Consider the following 18,391-nt stretch of genomic DNA (forward strand, 5'->3'; position numbering starts at 1 on the left):
GTGCCGTCGTGGTTGTGCTGGGCGTGGTTCTGCTGGCAAAAGATTGGCGAAAACTGCCGCGATGTAGCTACATTCCGATGCAAAGCGAGTTCTGGCGAAAGCTGTTGCCGTTTGCCGCTTGGCTGTGGGCGATCAATCTGCTTTCCAATCTCTTTGAGGTGGTCGACCGCTATATGATTGTCCACTTTAGTGGTTTGACCTCGGAACAAAGTATTACCTTGGTGGGCGACTATCATAGTAGCCGCGTGGTGCCTTGGCTGATGGTTGCTGTTGCCAACCTGTTTGGTGGGATTCTGTTGCCACACTTGTCGGCCGATTGGGAACGAGGCGACAAGCAGCTTGTTTCGCGGCAAATTAATCTTCTGATGAAAGCTGCCGTCTTGGTGATGACGACCGGGGCGATCGTGATTGGAATCTTCGCGCCGTTCCTGTTCGAATATGTTTTTGCGGGCAAGTACAACGGTGGTTTGAATGTGCTTCCGTGGACCTTGACTTACTGCGTTTGGTACAGCTTGACCGGCTGTGCGATGCTTTACTTCTGTTGCGCCGAAAAGACGCATGTCGGTGCGATTGTGTATGGCATCGGGCTGCTTGCGAATGTGCTGCTCAACGCGTTACTGCTTCCTCCTTTCGGATTACCTGGGGCCGTGATTGCAACGGCTCTGGCCAACGCGATTGCGGTTTCGTTGGCTATGTGGCTCAGTGCCCGACATGGAATGGAAGTTCAGCGGTCCACCTTGGTCTTGGTGGCCGTGCCATTTCTACTAGGATTCGGCTGGCCGGTGGCGTTGGTCGTCCTGGGAATCCTGCTTTGGCAAGCGATCACGTCCGAGCGTGTTTTCGATGCCAGTGAAAAAGAAACGCTAAAAGCGGGTCTGAGTGAACTAACCAAACGTTTCCGGCCTGCTTCGACTTAAATCAGAAAATGGGAAGAGTCATGTTGCGACAACGAATGAATCTACCGCTCGAGTCTCGTGGGCCGCTGCGGACCATGTTTATGATGACCAGCATGCCGGTGGGTGGTGCCGAGACATTGTTGGTGAACTTGATTCGCCGTCTCGATCGCGATCGTTTCGCCCCAGAGTTGTGTTGCCTGAAAGAGTTGGGACCGCTGGGCGAAGAGATGAAGGACGAGAGCCCAACGTTCCATCATCTGCTTAGTGGAAAGTACGATTTACGGGTCGTGCCTCGCCTGATCGAGTTGTTTCGTCTGCGCGAGATCGATGCGGTCGTTACCGTTGGGGCAGGTGACAAGATGTTCTGGGGGCGACTTTGTGCCTGGTTGGCTGGTGTGCCAGTGATTGCTTCGGCGATTCATTCGACCGGCTGGCCCGATTCCATCAATTGGCTCAACCGCCAGTTAACTCCGGTAACCGATCGCTTCATTGGCGTAGCCGCGCCGCATGGAAAGCATCTGATTGAAGTCGAAGGCTTTCCGCCAGAGAAGGTGACGGTGATTCCGAACGGCATCGACACCGATCGATTTGTACCAAACAAAGCAGCCAGAACGAGAATTCGTCACGAACTAGGTATTGCCGGTCAGGTTGCCGTGTGTGGGATTGTGGCCGCTTTGCGACCTGAGAAGGACCATGCGTTGTTCCTTAACGCGGCAGCGCGGGTTCGTCAGCAGTGCCCCAGTTCGCACTTCCTGATTGTCGGAGATGGGCCCGAGCGTACCGCGATTGAACGCCTGAGAAGCGAACTCGGGCTGGAAGACTGCGTGACGCTAACCGGCAGCCGAAGCGATATTCCTGATTTGCTGGCGGCGATGGACTGCTTTGCGCTAACCTCGAAAAATGAGGCCAGCCCGGTTTCGATTCTTGAGGCGATGTCGACCGGCCTACCGGTTGTCGCACCCCGTGTGGGGAGTATCCCAGATGCCATCGACGACAAGGTGAACGGGATTTTGGTCGAAGCCAGCAACTTAGACCAAACGGCGGAAGCAATGATTGAACTAATGCAAGATTCCTCGCGCCGAAGCGAGATGGGGAAAGCCGCCCGGGAGAAGGCCAAGCAGTACGGTTCGTTGGAAACGATGGTTGCTGGCTACCAGGATTTGATTGCGGGAATCTATCGTCAAAAGATCCAGGCCGCTTCAAATGTGGCCCGTCAGCCGGTCACACAACGCGTTTTCGTCCCGCAGACGTCCAAGATAAAGACTCCCTAAACCATAGTCACAGCAAGAGTTTCGGTCGTCCGCCCGCTAGGCTTTTGCCGGCCTGTCCGTTACCATGAAGAGGCTCGGGTTAGGTCGCAAATTCGGTTGGGTCAGGGTTCTGAAGCAAAGTGAAGTTTAATCTCACGGGTCCGTTCTTGGCCGGCTTGGCGAAAGTTGTCGCCGGGAGCAGCGTGCGTTGGGTGGATTGTCACCCCGACACGTGCCAGCGGATTTACTTTGCCAACCACACCAGCCACATCGATGCCGTGATCATTTGGGCATCGCTGCCCAAGCCGGTGCGCGACCTGACCAAACCGGTGGCTGCCAAAGATTATTGGAACAAAGGCTGGTTTCGCCGTTATCTGGCCCGTTCGCTCAATGCGATGCTGATCGACCGCGAGAACATCAAAGTTCATCGCAGTCCGGTCGATTCGATGCTGAAGGAAATTGGGGATAAATATTCCGCGATTATCTTCCCAGAAGGAAGCCGAAACGACGGAACGACCCTCCGCGACTTCAAAAGTGGGTTATTTTACCTCGCAAAGAAGCGACCCGACCTGGAATTGGTGCCCGTCTATGTCGACAATATGACTCGCATTTTGCCGAAGGGGGAGTATCTACCGGTTCCACTTTTGAGCCGCGTGATCTTCGGGCCTCCGATTTGGCTTGAAAATGGCGAGCCGAAGACAGAATTCCTCGCGCGTGCCCGGGAATCCGTTATACGCCTGCGGGAAATGTGATACGAATCGACACCATGGATTTTCTGCAGATCTCATTCAGCGTACTTGCTCAAACACCACTGCCGGTTAAGCAGTCGGCGTTCTTGCTGGATGGCGCCACCGGCATTTTGCTGGGGGTGGTGATTAGTTGCTTGCTGATTGCCACCGGGGCAGGCCAGATTTTGCGTCGTCAGCCCGATTCGAGCGTAAACCCGGCCATTGTGCAGGCTTTTATTCGCCGCGTACGCGCTTGGTGGCTGATGACCGCCATTCTGGCCGTCACGTTCATGATTCCATCTCCCTTGGCGACGGTGTTTCTCTTCTTTTTGATCTCGTTTTGGGCCTTGCGCGAGTTCATCACGCTCACCCCAACCCGGTTGGGAGATCACCGTACGTTGTTTTGGGTCTTTTTCGCCCTCACGCCGGCGCAGTATGTGTTGGTGGCGATGGGGCAGTCTCAATACGAACTTTTCAGCATTTTGATCCCGGTATATGGGTTTCTCTTTGTAGCGGCTCGAATTGCTGTGGCGGGGGACTACAAGCGATTCCTGGAACGCATCGCCAAGATCCAAGCAGGGCTCTACATCTGTGTTTACTCGCTGAGCTATGCCCCTGCTTTGCTTTATCTAAAAGGGTGGACCGATCCGCAGTACGAGCAAACTAGTACCGCGGGGCTTTTGTTTTACTTTCTGCTGATCGCTCAATTAAGCGATCTGTTGCAATATGTCTGTAGCCGGTTGCTGGGCCGCAACGTAATCGCCCCAAATATCAACGCCAGTCGGACCTGGGAAGGTTTTCTGGCCGGAACAGGCGTCACAGCGGTGGTCGGAGCCATGCTGAGCCTGACCGGAGCGACCCCGTTTAATCCTTGGCAATCAGCGGTGATGTCGATCATCATTGCCATTATGGGGGCAGCCGGCAGCCTGGCGATGAGCGCCATCAAGCGAGACCGTGGCGTGCAGGACTACGGTACCTTGGTCGAGGGGCACGCTGGCGTCTTGGACCGCATCGACGCATTATGCTTCGCCGCCCCGGTTTTCTTCCACCTGACGCGATACTACTTCACCACCGCTGGCGGCTAGCACTGGCAGGCAATGCACTAGCCAACACTGCCTTCGCCCGCAAAAACGAAGCAAAATATTCCCTGATTCTGCTCCGAACCTACCTCCCAATTTCCCCCTCTATAAAATGTGGAACTGAGAAGGGGGATGGCCCGGTTGATCAGAATTAAACAGACGATAAACTAGAGAGTTCCAACGCCAGGAGGATACGCGAACTGGCTAGCAGCTTGACTCGAAATCAAGTGCCGGGTAACCGGTTGAGGGTTCGAATCCCTTGTCCTCCGCTACTGCGGAAGGCCGTGAAAACAGTCTCCGCTGAATGGCAAAATTCGAACAGAAAAGGACTTACGTTGTAATGATGTAAGTCCTTTTACTGTTTCTTGGGGGCATATATCGCTTCTTTTTGGCGATTAGAATTCGCTATCTCCGCCTGAGCCTTCGTTGCGGCTGAAAAAGTACGTGGCGCACCAGCCGGTTCCGACGCCGACAATCAAGGCGATGATTAACCGGATAATGTGGTGAATCGGAAGATTTTCTAGCAGTAAGTAGGTGATAATAATTCCACCGAAAAGGCCGGTATAGTAAATCAGGTCGTCAATCGTATAGCCGGGGCCTTTGGCCATCGGATGTCTCCTACGAAGTGGTTACGCGGTGAGGTTGTTTTCCAGTGCTTGCCGGACTACTTCCAGCAAGTTGTATTTCAGCACGCCGTCGAGGATTAGAAAGGCGAGGCCGATTTGCCAGCGGGTTAATCTTTTCAGACGTGTGCTAAGGTGAACCCGTGAGAGGCGTTCTAAGGAATAGCTGACGATCTCAAACGTTAGCACCAAGTAGCCTAGTCCACGGCAAACGGACCAAATATGCCAGCCCACAAACAGGGTGACCATGGGATTCTGCGAATGATTAAGCATGTTGCCAACATAGCAGTTCATCAGATCGACTTCCTGGAAGCCTTGCCATAAGGTGATTAGGCCCAGGGATGTAAACGAAAACAAAGTTGAGGCAAGGACGAGCTGAATGTGCGCCCCTAGCCAATAAAGTAACTCGTACTCTGGGCTTTCCCCGGTGACCACCCATTGATAGGTCTGCTGCCAATAGGCCTCACCACGCGGATAGAGACTCGCGACCCCTTGAGGATCGTACGAGGCCAAGCTAATGACCATCGCGCTGTGGGCAAAAAAGGCTAGGGAAAGTGCCCCAATTCCGCGCAGCAGCGAGTCGCGAGCCACGGCTGCAACCAGCAGTGGCGTGAGCAACAAAGACGAAACAAGTTGTCCGCCAGGAAGTCCAGTCAGATAACTCAAAAACATCGGAATCGCGCCGACTAAAATCGCCGCAGGATACCAGAGGTACCACGGCGCAAGGGCTCGATCCAGTTTGCGGGCCATCCGCAGAGTTCGTACACCTAGGGGCTGCGGAATCGAAATGGGCCAAATCCAATAAGTTGGCTTCTTCGAGGTTTCCTCAGGGGAGGTTGCCGGCGTCTCGGTTATGGACACGTTTTTATCGTCGGGATATAGGAATGAGGAAAATACCTGTGGTCATGTAAAGGATCAGATTACCCACCCCAAAGATTAGGATAAAGATTACCCATCCCATGATTCCACTATCGTCATCGCTCATGATGTTGGTCCTTTTAGAAAATTTGAGAGTCAGTTCTTTAATGGAAAAAGGTTTTCGCTCAGGGAGTCTTTCCCTGGGGCAAGCGAGCCAATAGCTCGTTCGCCTTAGTTACCAAATCATCTTCGCGGCGTCGTTCGGCCTTCTGGCGAGCATAGGCAACAAGCCGACGCACTTCGGTGGGGTGTTCGATGAAATTTGCAAAGGAAAGCAATTGAAGCGCGCGCATTCTCTGCCCGCGATTGCCGACAACAAGCGTACGACAGCTTCTTTCGAATGTGTGTTCGCTGTCGACCGAAAATAATTGCGCGGCAATTTGTCCCTGGGGGTCAAATTTTTCGTTTTGAATCCAAACGGCATACAGTTCGTCGATTTCTGCAGCGTTGAGAGGTTCCGTTGTCTCTGGTAAAGGAGAAAGCAGGAGGGCTTCGGCCCGTTGCGATAGGTTCGGCGGAGTCGGCGCAAACGTTTCGCGAACGTATTTCTCGAAGAAAATCTCGCGAAACAGAAGCGAGACCACTGCTAAGCCAATGGCGCCGACGATGACGCTTCCCAATAGCGACACTTGAATGGGAGCCGAACGGAGGGCAGCTTTGTTGATTTTCACACGCACCCTCCAACCAGTTTCTCGAAACGGACTTGGGCCTTACGCCGCAACGGAATTGTGGACACGATCGCGATAGCGAATGCTGCTACCCAGAAAGCAAAGTGAGAGGCAAACAAATAGTGGAGTGCCCCTAGGCTCATTGCTACGCAAGAGAAAGCAAGGGTCACCAAGACGGGGCCACTCGATCCGCCACGATCAGGTGGGCAAGAGAAAGGGATATCAGGCACTGCCAACCATAACGCGGCCAAAGCCATGACCCAGGCGAACCCCCAGGCTAATGCTCCGTGCAAAAGGCCTGCTACCGGGTCTCGCCAAATCCAAGCGGTAACACCTGCGAAGGCAAGGCAAGTTGGTGAAATCACCCAGAACATGATTGCCTTGCATGCGCCCAGCCCCAGACCAACCGGTCGTGTCATTGGCGCGCACCGAAGTAGCCAGGCAGCAAGGTGGTCGTCGTTGAAGGTTAAGTTATAGATCAAGTGAGGAACCCCGAGTCCAACCAAGTAGACCGCCAGAATAGGGAGCGTTACGAGGGCTGGATCGTGCTGTCGCATAGGGTTGGCAAATTGATGTGTGAAGATCCCTAGCACGGTCACGGCTAGAGGCATGCTGAACGGGAGCAAGCTTCGCATTCTCAAATTCCCGTCACGCCATAGTAATCTCCCGCATAACCAGAAACCGGCTCGCTCTTCTGGCCCCTTGGCAAGGCGATTGCCCATACCAAAAGCTAAACCGCCAAGTCGTTTGTCTCCCATAGGGCGATATCGCACCGAGACCGTCAGGGGCTGCATTGTTTGATAAAGCCGAGCCACGGCAATGATCGTCACCGAGAGGCAAACCGCTGCCAGCAGCAGCAAGAGCCCTCCAAGGATCAGCGTGGTTTGAGTTGGGGCGACGGACGCTTGTTCCACGAAGCGGGCCAACCAAGTAGTTGGAATGTATTTGATCCACTCCGGTGGAAAAGCGCCCCATAGTTCAAAACGAGAGAGCTTATCGCGAAACATCATCTGGGCACCGTAGCCGGCAACCAGAATTAAGATAATCTGCGTCCAGGCAAAAACGGTTTTCCAGCCTTCGAGTGTTTCAGAGTTGCCGATCGCCGCTAGGATAAGAATCACAAGACAAACGATAGCGACACTACCGGTAAACGCTGCCACTAAGTATGCCGGTCCGAACCAAAAACCCGTATCGCGAAGTCCCATACCGACAATCGCTGGTTGTACCGTGAGCGCCAAAAACATCACTGCGACATAGAACAGCAAGTTAGCAAAGCGAGCGGCTGCATAGGTGCGAGGGGTAATCGGACGCGGCCCGAGAATCTCGAGATCTTTCGGGTTGAGGACGACTTCCTGGAATTCAACCAGGACCGTTGCGGCCAGCACTACGATACCTAGAGATAGATTTACAAACGCGAAAAAAAAGACCTCGACCCGCATGAACAGCACTAAGCTGGCGATTGCCGACAACGTTAGGCATTGGCCGACGACAAAAAACAACGGGCTAATAACATGCTTGGCTTGGGTGCCGGTCGCTTTGGCGTAATGCAGTCCACGTAAATCAGAGATCAGGAAAGCCTTGAGCAAGGCCATGAATTGCCTCGGATCGACTCCTTGGGCTTGCAGAATATGATTCAAAAGCCCGCTCATTCGTCTCGCTTCCCTTGGGCCGGAGAACCAAGTTGTGGCTTCACGGCGGATCGTCCTTCCGCCAAAGCCGCTCCCCATTCGATTTCAGGACCAATACGCGTAAGTTCTTGGAAGACCGCTTCGAGGGAACCTTTGGGCGTGGATGCTAAAAGGTGGGCTGTTTCATCGTCGGCAACCACTTCTCCTTCGTTCAATACAATTACACGTTTACAGAGTCGTTCGACCACATCCAAAATGTGGGAGCAATAGAAAACCGTTTTGCCTTGCTCGATCAAATCTTCCACAATTCGGCGAAAGGTGAGGACCGCGTTCACGTCGAGGCCGTTTAGCGGTTCGTCGAAAATTAACACGTCTGGGTCATGCAGCAACGCGCTGCTAATCAGAACCTTTTGTCTCATCCCTTTGGAAAGAGAATCGATCTGGCGATCAGCGGCTTCGTTAAGGCGGAATGCTTCCATCAATTTGCGTATCTGATCGGCAGCGTGTTGTCGATCGAGATGGTATAACTCGGCAACGAGGGAAAGGTACTCGTTGGCGGTTAGGCCCGTATACATAGCGGCCGTTTCGGGAATGTAGCCAAGACGTTTCTTGACTTCTAAGGGCTCCGAATCAAGAGAATACCCGCATAGGCGAACCTCGCCAGAGGTAGGACGCAACAGGCCGGCCAACGTCTTCATGATGGTTGACTTGCCGGCACCATTGGGGCCCAGGCAGCCAGTCGCTTCGCCCGGACGAACGGTGAAGCTGACACCTTTCAGCACGGTGTTTCCGCCGAAAGTCTTGACGAGGTTGATGACTTCTATCACGAAGAGTTCCCAAGCCCAGGCAATTTTGCCAGACTGAACCGCGAGGGTTGCTGCACATATTAACGAGAGTTGGCCACAAACAAGGCTCGTAGGTATCCCCCCGAGCGGATCGTCATGATAAGCGGACGTTGTTGCTTATTCAAATCTCCAGGATGGATTTTCTGCAAATAACTGTAGGTAGCATCACAAAATATACCTAGTGGGCTATATCGCTGCCCTTTCGGCATGGGAATGAAAGGTGAGGCTTTGCTAGATAAATCGCGTTTTTGTGTTATTTCGTCATTATGGGCAACGAAAGAATCGTTGAGACGATTATCGGTTCGCATCAAAATAGAAGCTCGTCATTCGTGATAAGCAGACACGCAGATGAGGAATCGACATGAGTACTCAAGTTACCACTGAATAAAAAAAGAAAGACGCCAGTTAGGCGTCTTTCTTATTTGAAGAAGCACCGATCGCCGTTAGCCTGTCGAACGTAGGCCGGCGGCAATGCCTTGGATGGTTAGGCGAACCATTTGCGGGAGGCCATCCGAATCGTCTTCATCCGCCGTGGCCCCAGTTTCGCGGCTCTGCTTGATCAATTGAATTTGAATTAGGTTGAGCGGGTCGACGTACGGGTTGCGGCTGCGGATGCTGCGATTGAGCCAGGCAATTTTTTCAAGCAGTTCGTGCTGTTGGCGGATTAAGCAGATCGCGGCACAGGTCAAGCGATACTCCTCGTCGATCGGGTGCCAAATGCTTTCCGCCGCCGTGCCAGCCAACTCGGCATAATCGCGGGCGATGTCCATGTCGGCTTTGGCTAGGGCAAGTTCGGCGTTATCGATCGTGGCTTGGAAGACGGGCCAATCTTGATACATCTCTTGCAGCGATTCCCAGTCGCCCCCTTCTGAGTCGACGAGCGTGCGGATGCCGGTGCCCATACCGTACCAGGCCGGCAACATCTGCCGAGATTGGGTCCAGGCGAATGTCCAAGGGATTGCCCGCAGATCTTTCAGCGACTTTCGCTCGCGCCGGCGAGCCGGGCGCGAACCAATTGGCAGGCCTTCGATTTCGCTGATCGGCGTGGCTTTATCGAAGTAACGGAGGAAGTCTTCGTGCGAGACCAGTTCGCGATACTTGGTCAACGCGGCCTGAGACATTGCCTCGGTCATCTCTTGCCACGAGCCCATCTCGGGCGAAGTTTTCGCCGCGCTGACCAGCAACGTGGCACAGGTCAACTGCTCGATATGGCGATGGGCGATTACCGCGTTGTCGTATCGTTCGGCCAACACTTCCCCTTGTTCGGTCAGACGTAGCTTGCCGTCGACCGCTTGCGGGGGAAGGGATTGAATGCCACGGGCTGCCGGTCCGCCGCCACGACCGAGGCTGCCACCTCGCCCGTGAAAGATCGTCATCTCGATGTGATGCTTCTCGGCCACTTCGGCCAAACGTTCTTGAGCCGAGTGCAAGTTCCACGAAGCGGTCAGGTAACCGCCGTCCTTGGTGCTATCGGAATAGCCGACCATGATCATCTGTTCCAGACGAGCTTGCTCGCCAAGATAGTCCCGATAAACCGGTTGGTCGAGCATCGCCTCGAAGATCACCGGGGCTCGTTCCAGATCGTCGATCGTTTCAAAGAGTGGAGCGATCGGCAAATAGGGACGGGGTTGGCCAGGATGACGCTGATTCCACACGAAGTTCCACAGCCAAAGCACCGCCATCACGTCGGTCGGTTGATGGGTCATGCTGATGACGTAACCGCCGAACGGTCGCGAACCGCGCTCGACCATGGTGTCGGCCAAAATACCGAACGTGGCCAGCACTTCCTTGGTCATGTCGCTCAGCTTCGATTCGTCTACATGGGGCGTTTGCTGCAAGTCGGCTAATTTGGCGAGCCAATCTTGTTCAGCAATCGGAGCGTCTGGGGCAACTTCGGGAAAGAGGATTTCCCGCAGGGCATTGCGATGCACGTCCGAGTCTTGGCGAATATCGAGTGAGAAGAAGTGGAAGCCGAACGTCTGGATTCGATCTTTCCAGGGATCGAGATAACGTTCGACAACGCGGCGACCGTGGTGTTCAAGCATGCTTTCTCGCAGCAGTTCGACCTCTGCCAGCAGTTGCTCAGGGCGGCGATAAGCGACGTGTTCGTCTCCTTCGACAAACACCTGGCCGAGGGATGCTTCCAGGCGGAACTCGATCATCTTCAGAAAGCGGCGGTAAACTTCATTCGGCGAAAGTTCTTCCAACCGTTGGTGAAGGTCTGGCCACGTCTGGGCGGCTTCGTTCACAAGGTTGCGAATTTCGTCGCTAACGGGAGCTTGACGATCGGAAGTGACCAGGGTTTTTTTCAGTTCTCGGCAGTAACTTAAATGACGTTCGAGGGCCGTTTTTCGTAACAGGGTTAAGGTCACTTCCGTGACTTTGGCGGTGACGAAAGGATGCCCATCGCGGTCGCCACCGATCCAACTGCCAAAGGTCAGGAACGGCTTGAGTTCAAATTGATGGTGAGGGTAATAGCGAGCCAGGGCCATTCGCATCTCGCGATAGATTTGCGGCGCGACATCCCACAACGCTTCGGCGAAGAACAAGCCCCGCTCGACTTCCCCCATCACGCCAGGACGCTGCGGACGAAGCGAGTCGGTTTGCCATAGCAGCGTCAAGTCGCTCAGGGCCGACTCGAAGTCTTCTTCGTGCGGATGATCTTCCAAGTAGGGCAAGTGGTCGCGCAGTCGGCGAAGTAGTTCCCGCGTGGTACGGCGTTTGGCTTCCGATGGGTGCGCGGTGAAGACGGGCGTGATCGCCAAGCGGTCGAGCCACTCTTGCATCTCGGCGGCTGAGCAACCATCGGCGGAAAGCTGGCTAATGGCATCTGCAATCGATTCCTGGCGGGGCAAGCCTTCCGCTTCGGCTTCTTCGGCACGTTGATCGAGAATCCGTACGCGATGGTAGTCTTCGGCCAGGTTGGCCAAGTCGAAGTAAAGACTTAGCCAGCGAATCACGCTACGGAGTTGTTCCTTGGGGATGCGACCAATTTCGTCCAGCAAACGCTGTTCGGCATCGGGGATGCCAGCCCGGCGTTCGAGCGCCATGCGGCGAATACGCCCCATCGTCTCGGCCAGCGAGTCGCCGACTTGTTCGCGGACGACTTGATCGAGAAGTTCGACCAGCAGACTCAAACCTGGCACGTGCTCTTCGTGATACATATTAGCCCCATCTTGCTCTTTAATTTCTCTTACTTTTGCCTGGGTACTAACTTAACGCCAGGAGCAAGCGATTCGTAGGGGGAGGAGGCTAAGGCGGGGGGGATTGGGGCCTGCTGTGGTTATCTCGGTTCGACTGGAAGCATGGTCCTTAATCAGGTTATTCGTTACGAAATCCGCTGCTTGGTTGCCACAGGATCATGGGCCATGCGGAGTCGCCATAGTAGCTCTTCGATGGTAACAGCTCGGACTTGGTCGCTTAGTTTCTGTTGGCACCAATCGGCAATCGCCAGGCCGCGCTGGGCGTCGAGGCGTGGTGCTTCTTGCTGGGAGACTTCTTCGCGTGCCGGGTGGTCTGAATCACGGAACCAAGACCAGGCATGAACCACCGTCCAGGCGAGGCGATCTTCAGCCGACGCAATGGGAAGCTCTTGATTGATTTGGGTGGCAACTTGACTGGGAGTGCCGGCATTGGGGCGGTTGGCGTGTTCCCAGATGGCGTAACGGCAGGTCATCACCGGGACCTCTCCGCCGCGACCATCGTTGGCCCAAAACACTTTTCCCCGGCCTCCTTCGTAGGGGGCGTACTGCATGGCGATGATACCGACCAGGCCAGGGATGTGGCGGGCAAACGTTTCGTAAGCGTGCCTAGCGGCTGGGCTATCGATATCCAAGAGCAGCAAGCACAAAACCTGGGTATCGGTTGCTTTCATCCAGGTGCCTAGGCGGGCGGCGTATTTATCCAGCAGATCTTTTTCGGTTCGCTTCGTGCCAAAGAAATCGGGGAAGATATAACCTCCGCCGAATTCGACCAACGAATTGTTGGGCGAGCAAGTTGCGGCCAGATAGTCGGTGGCCAGAGGGGCCGTTTGAGCAAGAGGCACCACGGGCGCCGTCCAAGAGAACGGGAACTCACCGCGACGTGGGTTATCCCAATACTCGTGCCGGTGGTTGGCGACGAAGTCTCCTAAGGCCCATTGCACGTTATCGCCGTCACTCATCACCAGCGTGGTGCAGGCCCCTTCCCATGCCCAATCGATAGTTTTGGGATCGAGGCCGCCGATCTGAGGAACTTTGTTGTCTTGGTAAGCCGTTGAAAGAAGCGGAAGATTTTGGGCCCAGTCCGAGACGGTTAGCACGTGGCCATATTCCGAGAACTGTTTGACCTGAACCCATTCCTCGCCTCCGTTCCAACCCAGCACAGTACTGAGGGGGGCAAGCCAAGCTAGGATCTGGGGAACCGGCTCATCTTGTCCGTACAGAGTAATAGCACGATGGGCGATTGCCAGGTCACGCATCGATGGCTTGCGAGGATTTTGCGCTAAGACAACTTGGCGGTTGAGTTGATCTTGGTAAGTGGTGAAGCACTCGTCTAGTGACATCACGCGGGCATCGGCGAGTTGTGTCAGCCCGAGTTCGCGGGCCTGTTCCACGAGGCTTTCTTCAATCAAGACACCTCCTAGCACGCCACACAAGGTGGTTGCCACGTTCACCGAGAGATCGATGCCCTCTCGCATCGTGTTCTCTGCTCTGGGGGAAGTGTCTTGACGATAAACAACGTACCCGTGGACCAAGCCTTGGTCGCGAAGACGAGCCAAAAGTTGCCACACATCGAGCTCGCCACGCGCTGTAATGCCGGTTTGATCGAGTGTTTCCCGGTACCAACGCTGATAGGCTGGGTGCGGTATGTCGATCCAAACAAGTTCCTCCGACCGACCTTCGTTTACCCCTTGGGCAGCAAGACCGGAAAGGGATTGCTGCAGCATCGCCAGGGCAGGGGAGTGGCCCTGGGAGGCGGATAGGCGAATGACCCCTGTGGGCTGCTTTTGCTGCGGCCACCAACAAGGCAGCGAGGAAGGAGATGGCTTGTTCGATTCGGCGGCTGCGAGGGCCGAGTAATCTATCAGCGATAGTCCGCCGGTGACAAGAAGTTGCGTCAGGAAGTTTCGTCGTGGTTGCATGTCGTTGCGGGCTCGAGGTTTTCTAATCTCCGTCATAATCTTCTAACTGTTCCTGGAACTCTAGCCACTTTCCTTCTAACTCGGCAATTTCGTCAGAGACTTCCGTGTATTTGACATGCACCTTTTGAGCTTCGACGGGGTCGGTGATGCTCATCAGTTTGTTGTTCAGGGCCTTGCGTTCGTCATCGAGCTTGGCAATTTTGCTTTCCAGCTTCTGCACTTCCTTTCGCGCGGCGCGGGCTTCTTTGTTACGCTGCTTGCGTTCCTCTTTAGCCATCAATGCATCGCGGTTGTCGCCGGCGGTTTCCGTCGCCACTTGGTTGCCATCTTCTTCGTCGATTTCCTGGCTGAGGCGATAGAGGTAGTGTTCGTAGTCGCTGGGGATGTGGGTCACCTTGCCGGCGCTGACTTCAATGATTTGGGTGGCGATCCGGCGAACGAAGTAGCGGTCGTGGCTGGTGAAGATCACGGTGCCGTTGTAACTATCGAGCGCCTCGCACAGGGAGTCGACCGTTTCAACGTCCAAGTGGTTGCCTGGTTCGTCGAGAATCAGAATGTTGTATTTACCTAACAATAGACCTGCCAGGCACAGTCGGGCACGCTCGCCACCACTAAGGACTTTCACTTTCTTGTGGACGTCCTCACCCCGAAAAAGGAAGCTACCGGCCACGTTCAGCAGTTGTTGGTGATTGACCGACGGATCGCGCACGCTTAGCAAGTAATCTTCGACGGTATCGTTTGCCGGGAGAGAACTGTACACGTGCTGCGCGTAGATGCCGACTTCGGTATTGTGCCCCCATTTCACTTCGCCTTCTTTCGGTTCCAGCGAACCGACCAACGTGCGGAGGAAGGTTGTTTTACCCTGGCCGTTGTCCCCCACGACCGCCGTGCGGGCGCCGTGTTCGATATCGAGCGTGATCCCGTCGGCCACGGTGCGATCTGGGTAGCCGATCGAAAGCTCTTCACAGCGAACGGCAGTTCCCTTTTTGGCATCGACCTGCGGCACGCGGATGTAAGCGGTTGTTTCCTCTTCTTCAATCTCGATCAATTCCAGACGATCGAGTTGCTTTTGCTTGTTTTTGGCTTGGGCGGCCGTGTTGGCACCAGCGCGGTTTTTGTCGATGAAGCGTTGTAACTGCTTCTGCTTCGCTTTGGTGGCGTCGTTCACACGCTGGTCGTGCAGCTTGCGCTCTTCGCGGTACTCGATGTAGTCTTCGACGGTGCCGGGATACAAGGTCAGTTTGCCGCGCGAAAGTTCCAGCGTTTGGTTACACGTTTGCTTGAGAAAGCCCCGGTCGTGCGAAACCACCAGGTAGCCACCCTTGTAGCTTTTGAGGAACCGTTCGAGCAACATCTGGGTACGGACGTCAAGGAAGTTGGTCGGTTCGTCCAGGATGAGAAAGGTTGGGTCGTGCAGAAGCAGCGCGGTTAGCTTCACTCGGGTTTGCCACCCACCGGAAAGGTTGTGTACCGGGGCGTCGAGCATCGCCCCTTTGATCTCGAAGCGGGCCGCTACCTCGCCGCATCTCCAATCCGGCTGTTCGCTATCGCGCATCAGAAACTCGACTACCGTTTCGCCAGGGACGAAAGGATCGTGCTGTCGCAGGTAGCCTAGCCGCACCTTCGGATGAAGGACGATTTCTCCTTTTTCGAGCTCTTCGTCACCAAGAATGGCTCGGCACAAGGTCGACTTGCCAGCCCCGTTGCGACCGACTAGGCCCACCTTGTGGTCGTCGGTGATCGAGGCACTAGCCGAATTGAGGAGCGTTTTGGTACCGAATCGCTTAGTGGCGTTCTGAATGCTGATTACAGGAGGCACGGCAAAAGTCTGGCAAATAAATGAGGGTTGGGGATGTAGATACATCCATTAGTCGACGGTGACGAACAAACACCGATACCGATAATTGTTGCGGAATCCGCGGCAGCATCCAAGGTGGGCTGCAAATTGGCAGGCTGGTTTTCCTGACCGGGAAGCTTATTGGCGGGGTGTTGGTGGACTTCCTGCCAGAACTCGGTCCCAAGGTGTCGGGATTTACCTCAAGCGTTTGTCACCAACTCCGCCTGGGTGGGCTACTGCCCTGGTTGAATTAGGCATTCGGCAGAAGCCCTACGCCTGGAAGTCTTACGGTCACAGGAAGCAAAGCTGTGCTTGGCGAGATAGTGACGGAGGTGGGGGCTTCGATTGCAAAGGTGCTATTTCTGCTCGATTTGGGAAGCTTGTCGTTGTTTCCGAGGAAGGATTCGGTTTTCCGTGAAGAGGTTAAAAGCCATTTTAATCTGGATAATCGCTACATCTAGCTTGCTTTGAGGGGTTGCCCCGGCTCTTTCTGCTCTGGCGAAGGGCTGGGGTGGTTTTGCGCACAGTGGTATCGCTTGGCATGACCTAACCTTAAGGAGCAAAGTTTCTCGAACGGTCCGCCATGCTGAAATGAACGATCTTGGTCTAACACCGACTATTGAACGATGACTCCGACTTCAAACATCGCAATTCAGTGCCTGGGCTACACGCCGATTCCGGTGGCGTTGCTTTCTTGTGACGAGGTACCCAGGGTCGATCTTTACCGCAAAGACGCGGAGACTGGTCGATTGCGTTTGTATCGCGCTGCAGAGGTGCCGATGTTGCCCGAGGACCTTACACGGCTCGAACAATCCAAAGTTGGCTGGCTCTATACGCCAGAAGCTGACCATGGAGAAATGCAAGTCTACATACGCCGTAAGCTCGATCAATTGGTTGGCGATAACTCGATAAGCGTCCGCGAACGATTTGGACGCCTTAATGAAGTTGTCTCTGGGATTTTGGAGTCCACCTTTGAAGCGGGTGAAACAGACGAAGTGATGCAGAGCTCGGCCTATGTAGCGAGTCAAGCGATCAAGTTGTTATGCCAGAACGAAATGACGGCGGGCGACTTGATTTCGCTGCTGCATCACGACTATCAGACGGTCACACATTCGCTGAATGTTGCTTACATGATGGTGACTCTGGCTCGGGAAATGCGATTGGTTTCGGACAGCGAATTGTTCGCCGTTGCCGTCGCCGGTATTTTGCACGATATCGGCAAACTTTCCGTTAGCGAACGCATTTTAAATAAATCACAGCGACTTCAACGTCGCGAAGAGCGTGTGGCGCAAAAGCACCCTGCGCACGGATTTCGTCGCCTTTGTGAGCGAACGGACATTTCGTTTGCCCAGTTGATGGTGGTCTACCAGCATCACGAGAGAATGACCGGTAAGGGTTATCCTGTGGGTGCTGTCGGAGAAGAGATTCATCCTTGGGCGCGCTTATGTAGCGTGGTGAATGTGTTCGAGTCGCTTGTTAGCAACCGCCCTTATCGTCGCCGTTATCCTCTTACGGAAGCCTTTCAGATCATGGATGGCCCGTTGTCTGCTGGCCTTGATCGGGAGATGTACGAATGTTGGAAACAGCTTATTCTCAAAAAATGAAGTTGCTGTTAGATCGGCTTCGCTGTCGCATTCGGTTGCCTGAGCAGTTTGCCGAGTTGGAAAATCGTCGGGGCGTCTTGCCCGCCGAATCGCTCGATATGCGCCGCAATGCTCGCGTTTATTGCCCAGGTAAAATGATTGTCGAGTCGTTCGCGACCTTGCCTGCCGTTCCCCGCAATCATCAATATGTCGTCGGCTATTCAGTCGATATTTCCGAGCGAGGGATTCGTTTCTTGCACGATACCGAACTTTACCCTGGCGAGCGAGTCACACTTTGGACGGCCTCGCAGCGGATAACTTGTACGGTGGTTCGTTGTCGGCGATTGAACGAGTGCTGCTACGAAGTTGGTGCGTCTCTGTTCGATGAAGATATTTCTCTGGAAGAGCCGCAAGATGTCGTGGATCCAGAAAGTGAAACTCACGGCGGCCAAGACTTCATGAACTAATGCCGTGGTGGGCTTGGCTGCGGTTGTTAAGATTTCGCGGATTGAGTTGACCGGTAGTCACATTGCGTGTATCACCTCAGGGAATCTGCTACTAAGTTTTCCTGAGGAGCCCAGGGTATGGGAACGTCGGACCACGATACGGAACCAGCTAAGCCAGATGTTGTCGCGGACATTCTTCGGTTGTTTCGCGACCGAGGTGATTCCGCTTACGGCTACGAGGCGGTTTCTCAGTTAGAGCATGCGTTGCAGGCTGCTACCTTGGCAGTCGAAGCCAATGCTTCTTCGGAGTTAATCTCTGCCGCTTTGCTACACGATATCGGGCATCTGCTGCACGAACTTCCGGACGACGCCCCTGATCAGGGAATCGACGATCACCACGAGAACTCAGGCTTTCATTTTTTGAAGTCCCATTTCGGGCCGGCGACCTACGAACCGGTTCGGCTGCATGTCGACGCGAAGCGTTACTTGTGTGCTGTGAAGGCAGAGTATCACGAGCAGTTGAGCGAACCTTCCCAGGTGAGCTTGCGACTTCAAGGAGGGCCGATGAACCCAGAAGAGGTTTCTCAGTTCGAGAGCAACCCGTTCTATCAAGCGGCCGTCGAACTGCGGTACTGGGATGACACGGCCAAAGATCCAGCCATGAAAACGCCTCCGCTGGAAGCGTTTGAGGTTCACCTGCGTCAAGCGGTCTTGGCTTAGAGATAAAGACCGCAGTAAAGACTCGGTCCCCTCAACCATTGCAGGAAG

General features: G+C 54.5%; 15 protein-coding genes and 1 tRNA gene. 8 read left to right on the plus strand and 8 right to left on the minus strand.

Translation table 11 applies throughout. The features are described 5' to 3' along the window. The 5 genes from DTL42_RS14925 to DTL42_RS14945 form a co-directional block, all read left to right on the plus strand. On the plus strand, positions 1-917 hold a 917-nt coding region (locus DTL42_RS14925; RefSeq protein ID WP_147274291.1), incomplete at its 5' end, for a lipopolysaccharide biosynthesis protein. Between the two features lie 20 nt (positions 918-937). After that, a complete protein-coding gene (locus DTL42_RS14930; RefSeq protein WP_234824223.1) occupies positions 938-2,167 on the plus strand; it encodes a glycosyltransferase family 4 protein in 1,230 nt (409 codons plus the stop codon). 119 nt (positions 2,168-2,286) lie between these two features. Beyond that, positions 2,287-2,898 carry a lysophospholipid acyltransferase family protein gene (locus DTL42_RS14935; RefSeq protein WP_114369536.1) on the plus strand — a complete coding sequence of 204 codons (612 nt, stop codon included), beginning with the start codon at positions 2,287-2,289 and terminating at the stop codon, positions 2,896-2,898. A 14-nt stretch (positions 2,899-2,912) separates the two neighbouring features. Further along, the gene (locus DTL42_RS14940; RefSeq protein WP_114369537.1) at positions 2,913-3,959 is read left to right on the plus strand and encodes a phosphatidate cytidylyltransferase; all 1,047 of its coding nucleotides are present in this window, start codon (positions 2,913-2,915) and stop codon (positions 3,957-3,959) included. A 180-nt stretch (positions 3,960-4,139) separates the two neighbouring features. Then, a tRNA-Ser gene (locus DTL42_RS14945) sits at positions 4,140-4,222 on the plus strand. Between the two features lie 126 nt (positions 4,223-4,348). Here the strand turns inward: DTL42_RS14945 and DTL42_RS14950 are convergent. From DTL42_RS14950 to DTL42_RS14985, 8 genes are all read right to left on the minus strand, one after another. Next, positions 4,349-4,561, minus strand: coding sequence for a hypothetical protein (locus DTL42_RS14950; RefSeq protein ID WP_114369538.1), 213 nt, complete (start codon positions 4,559-4,561; stop codon positions 4,349-4,351). A 21-nt stretch (positions 4,562-4,582) separates the two neighbouring features. Next, positions 4,583-5,437, minus strand: coding sequence for a hypothetical protein (locus DTL42_RS14955; RefSeq protein WP_147274292.1), 855 nt, complete (start codon positions 5,435-5,437; stop codon positions 4,583-4,585). A 182-nt stretch (positions 5,438-5,619) separates the two neighbouring features. Continuing rightward, positions 5,620-6,165: a hypothetical protein gene (locus DTL42_RS14960; protein WP_114369540.1), complete on the minus strand. Its 546-nt coding sequence runs from the start codon at positions 6,163-6,165 to the stop codon at positions 5,620-5,622. Next, positions 6,162-7,811 carry a hypothetical protein gene (locus tag DTL42_RS14965; RefSeq protein ID WP_114369541.1) on the minus strand — a complete coding sequence of 550 codons (1,650 nt, stop codon included), beginning with the start codon at positions 7,809-7,811 and terminating at the stop codon, positions 6,162-6,164. The genes DTL42_RS14960 and DTL42_RS14965 overlap by 4 nt, the downstream gene beginning before the upstream one ends. Then, a complete protein-coding gene (locus DTL42_RS14970; RefSeq protein ID WP_158545391.1) occupies positions 7,808-8,617 on the minus strand; it encodes an ABC transporter ATP-binding protein in 810 nt (269 codons plus the stop codon). The genes DTL42_RS14965 and DTL42_RS14970 overlap by 4 nt, the downstream gene beginning before the upstream one ends. Before the next feature lie 461 nt (positions 8,618-9,078). Beyond that, the gene (gene ppc / locus DTL42_RS14975) at positions 9,079-11,799 is read right to left on the minus strand and encodes a phosphoenolpyruvate carboxylase (RefSeq protein ID WP_114369543.1); all 2,721 of its coding nucleotides are present in this window, start codon (positions 11,797-11,799) and stop codon (positions 9,079-9,081) included. A 164-nt stretch (positions 11,800-11,963) separates the two neighbouring features. Continuing rightward, entirely contained in the window at positions 11,964-13,757 is a 1,794-nt protein-coding gene (locus DTL42_RS14980; protein ID WP_158545392.1) for a GxGYxYP domain-containing protein, read from the minus strand. 22 nt (positions 13,758-13,779) lie between these two features. Further along, complete coding sequence (locus DTL42_RS14985; RefSeq protein WP_114369545.1) at positions 13,780-15,576, minus strand: ABC-F family ATP-binding cassette domain-containing protein; 1,797 nt, start codon at positions 15,574-15,576, stop codon at positions 13,780-13,782. Positions 15,577-16,220: 644 nt separating this feature from the next. Here DTL42_RS14985 and DTL42_RS14990 point away from each other — a divergent pair. The 3 genes from DTL42_RS14990 (at position 16,221) to DTL42_RS15000 (ending at position 18,343) form a co-directional block, all read left to right on the plus strand. Next, positions 16,221-17,198 (plus strand): HD-GYP domain-containing protein, encoded by a 978-nt coding sequence (locus DTL42_RS14990; protein ID WP_114369546.1) that lies wholly within the window; start codon positions 16,221-16,223, stop codon positions 17,196-17,198. After that, positions 17,168-17,644, plus strand: coding sequence for a PilZ domain-containing protein (locus DTL42_RS14995; RefSeq protein ID WP_114369547.1), 477 nt, complete (start codon positions 17,168-17,170; stop codon positions 17,642-17,644). Before DTL42_RS14990 ends, DTL42_RS14995 begins: the two co-directional genes overlap by 31 nt. Positions 17,645-17,761: 117 nt before the next feature. After that, positions 17,762-18,343, plus strand: a complete 582-nt coding sequence (locus tag DTL42_RS15000; RefSeq protein ID WP_114369548.1) for a phosphonate degradation HD-domain oxygenase — start codon at positions 17,762-17,764, stop codon at positions 18,341-18,343. Positions 18,344-18,391: the final 48 nt, after the last annotated feature.

This window comes from Bremerella cremea (assembly GCF_003335505.1).
Taxonomy (GTDB): domain Bacteria; phylum Planctomycetota; class Planctomycetia; order Pirellulales; family Pirellulaceae; genus Bremerella; species Bremerella cremea_A.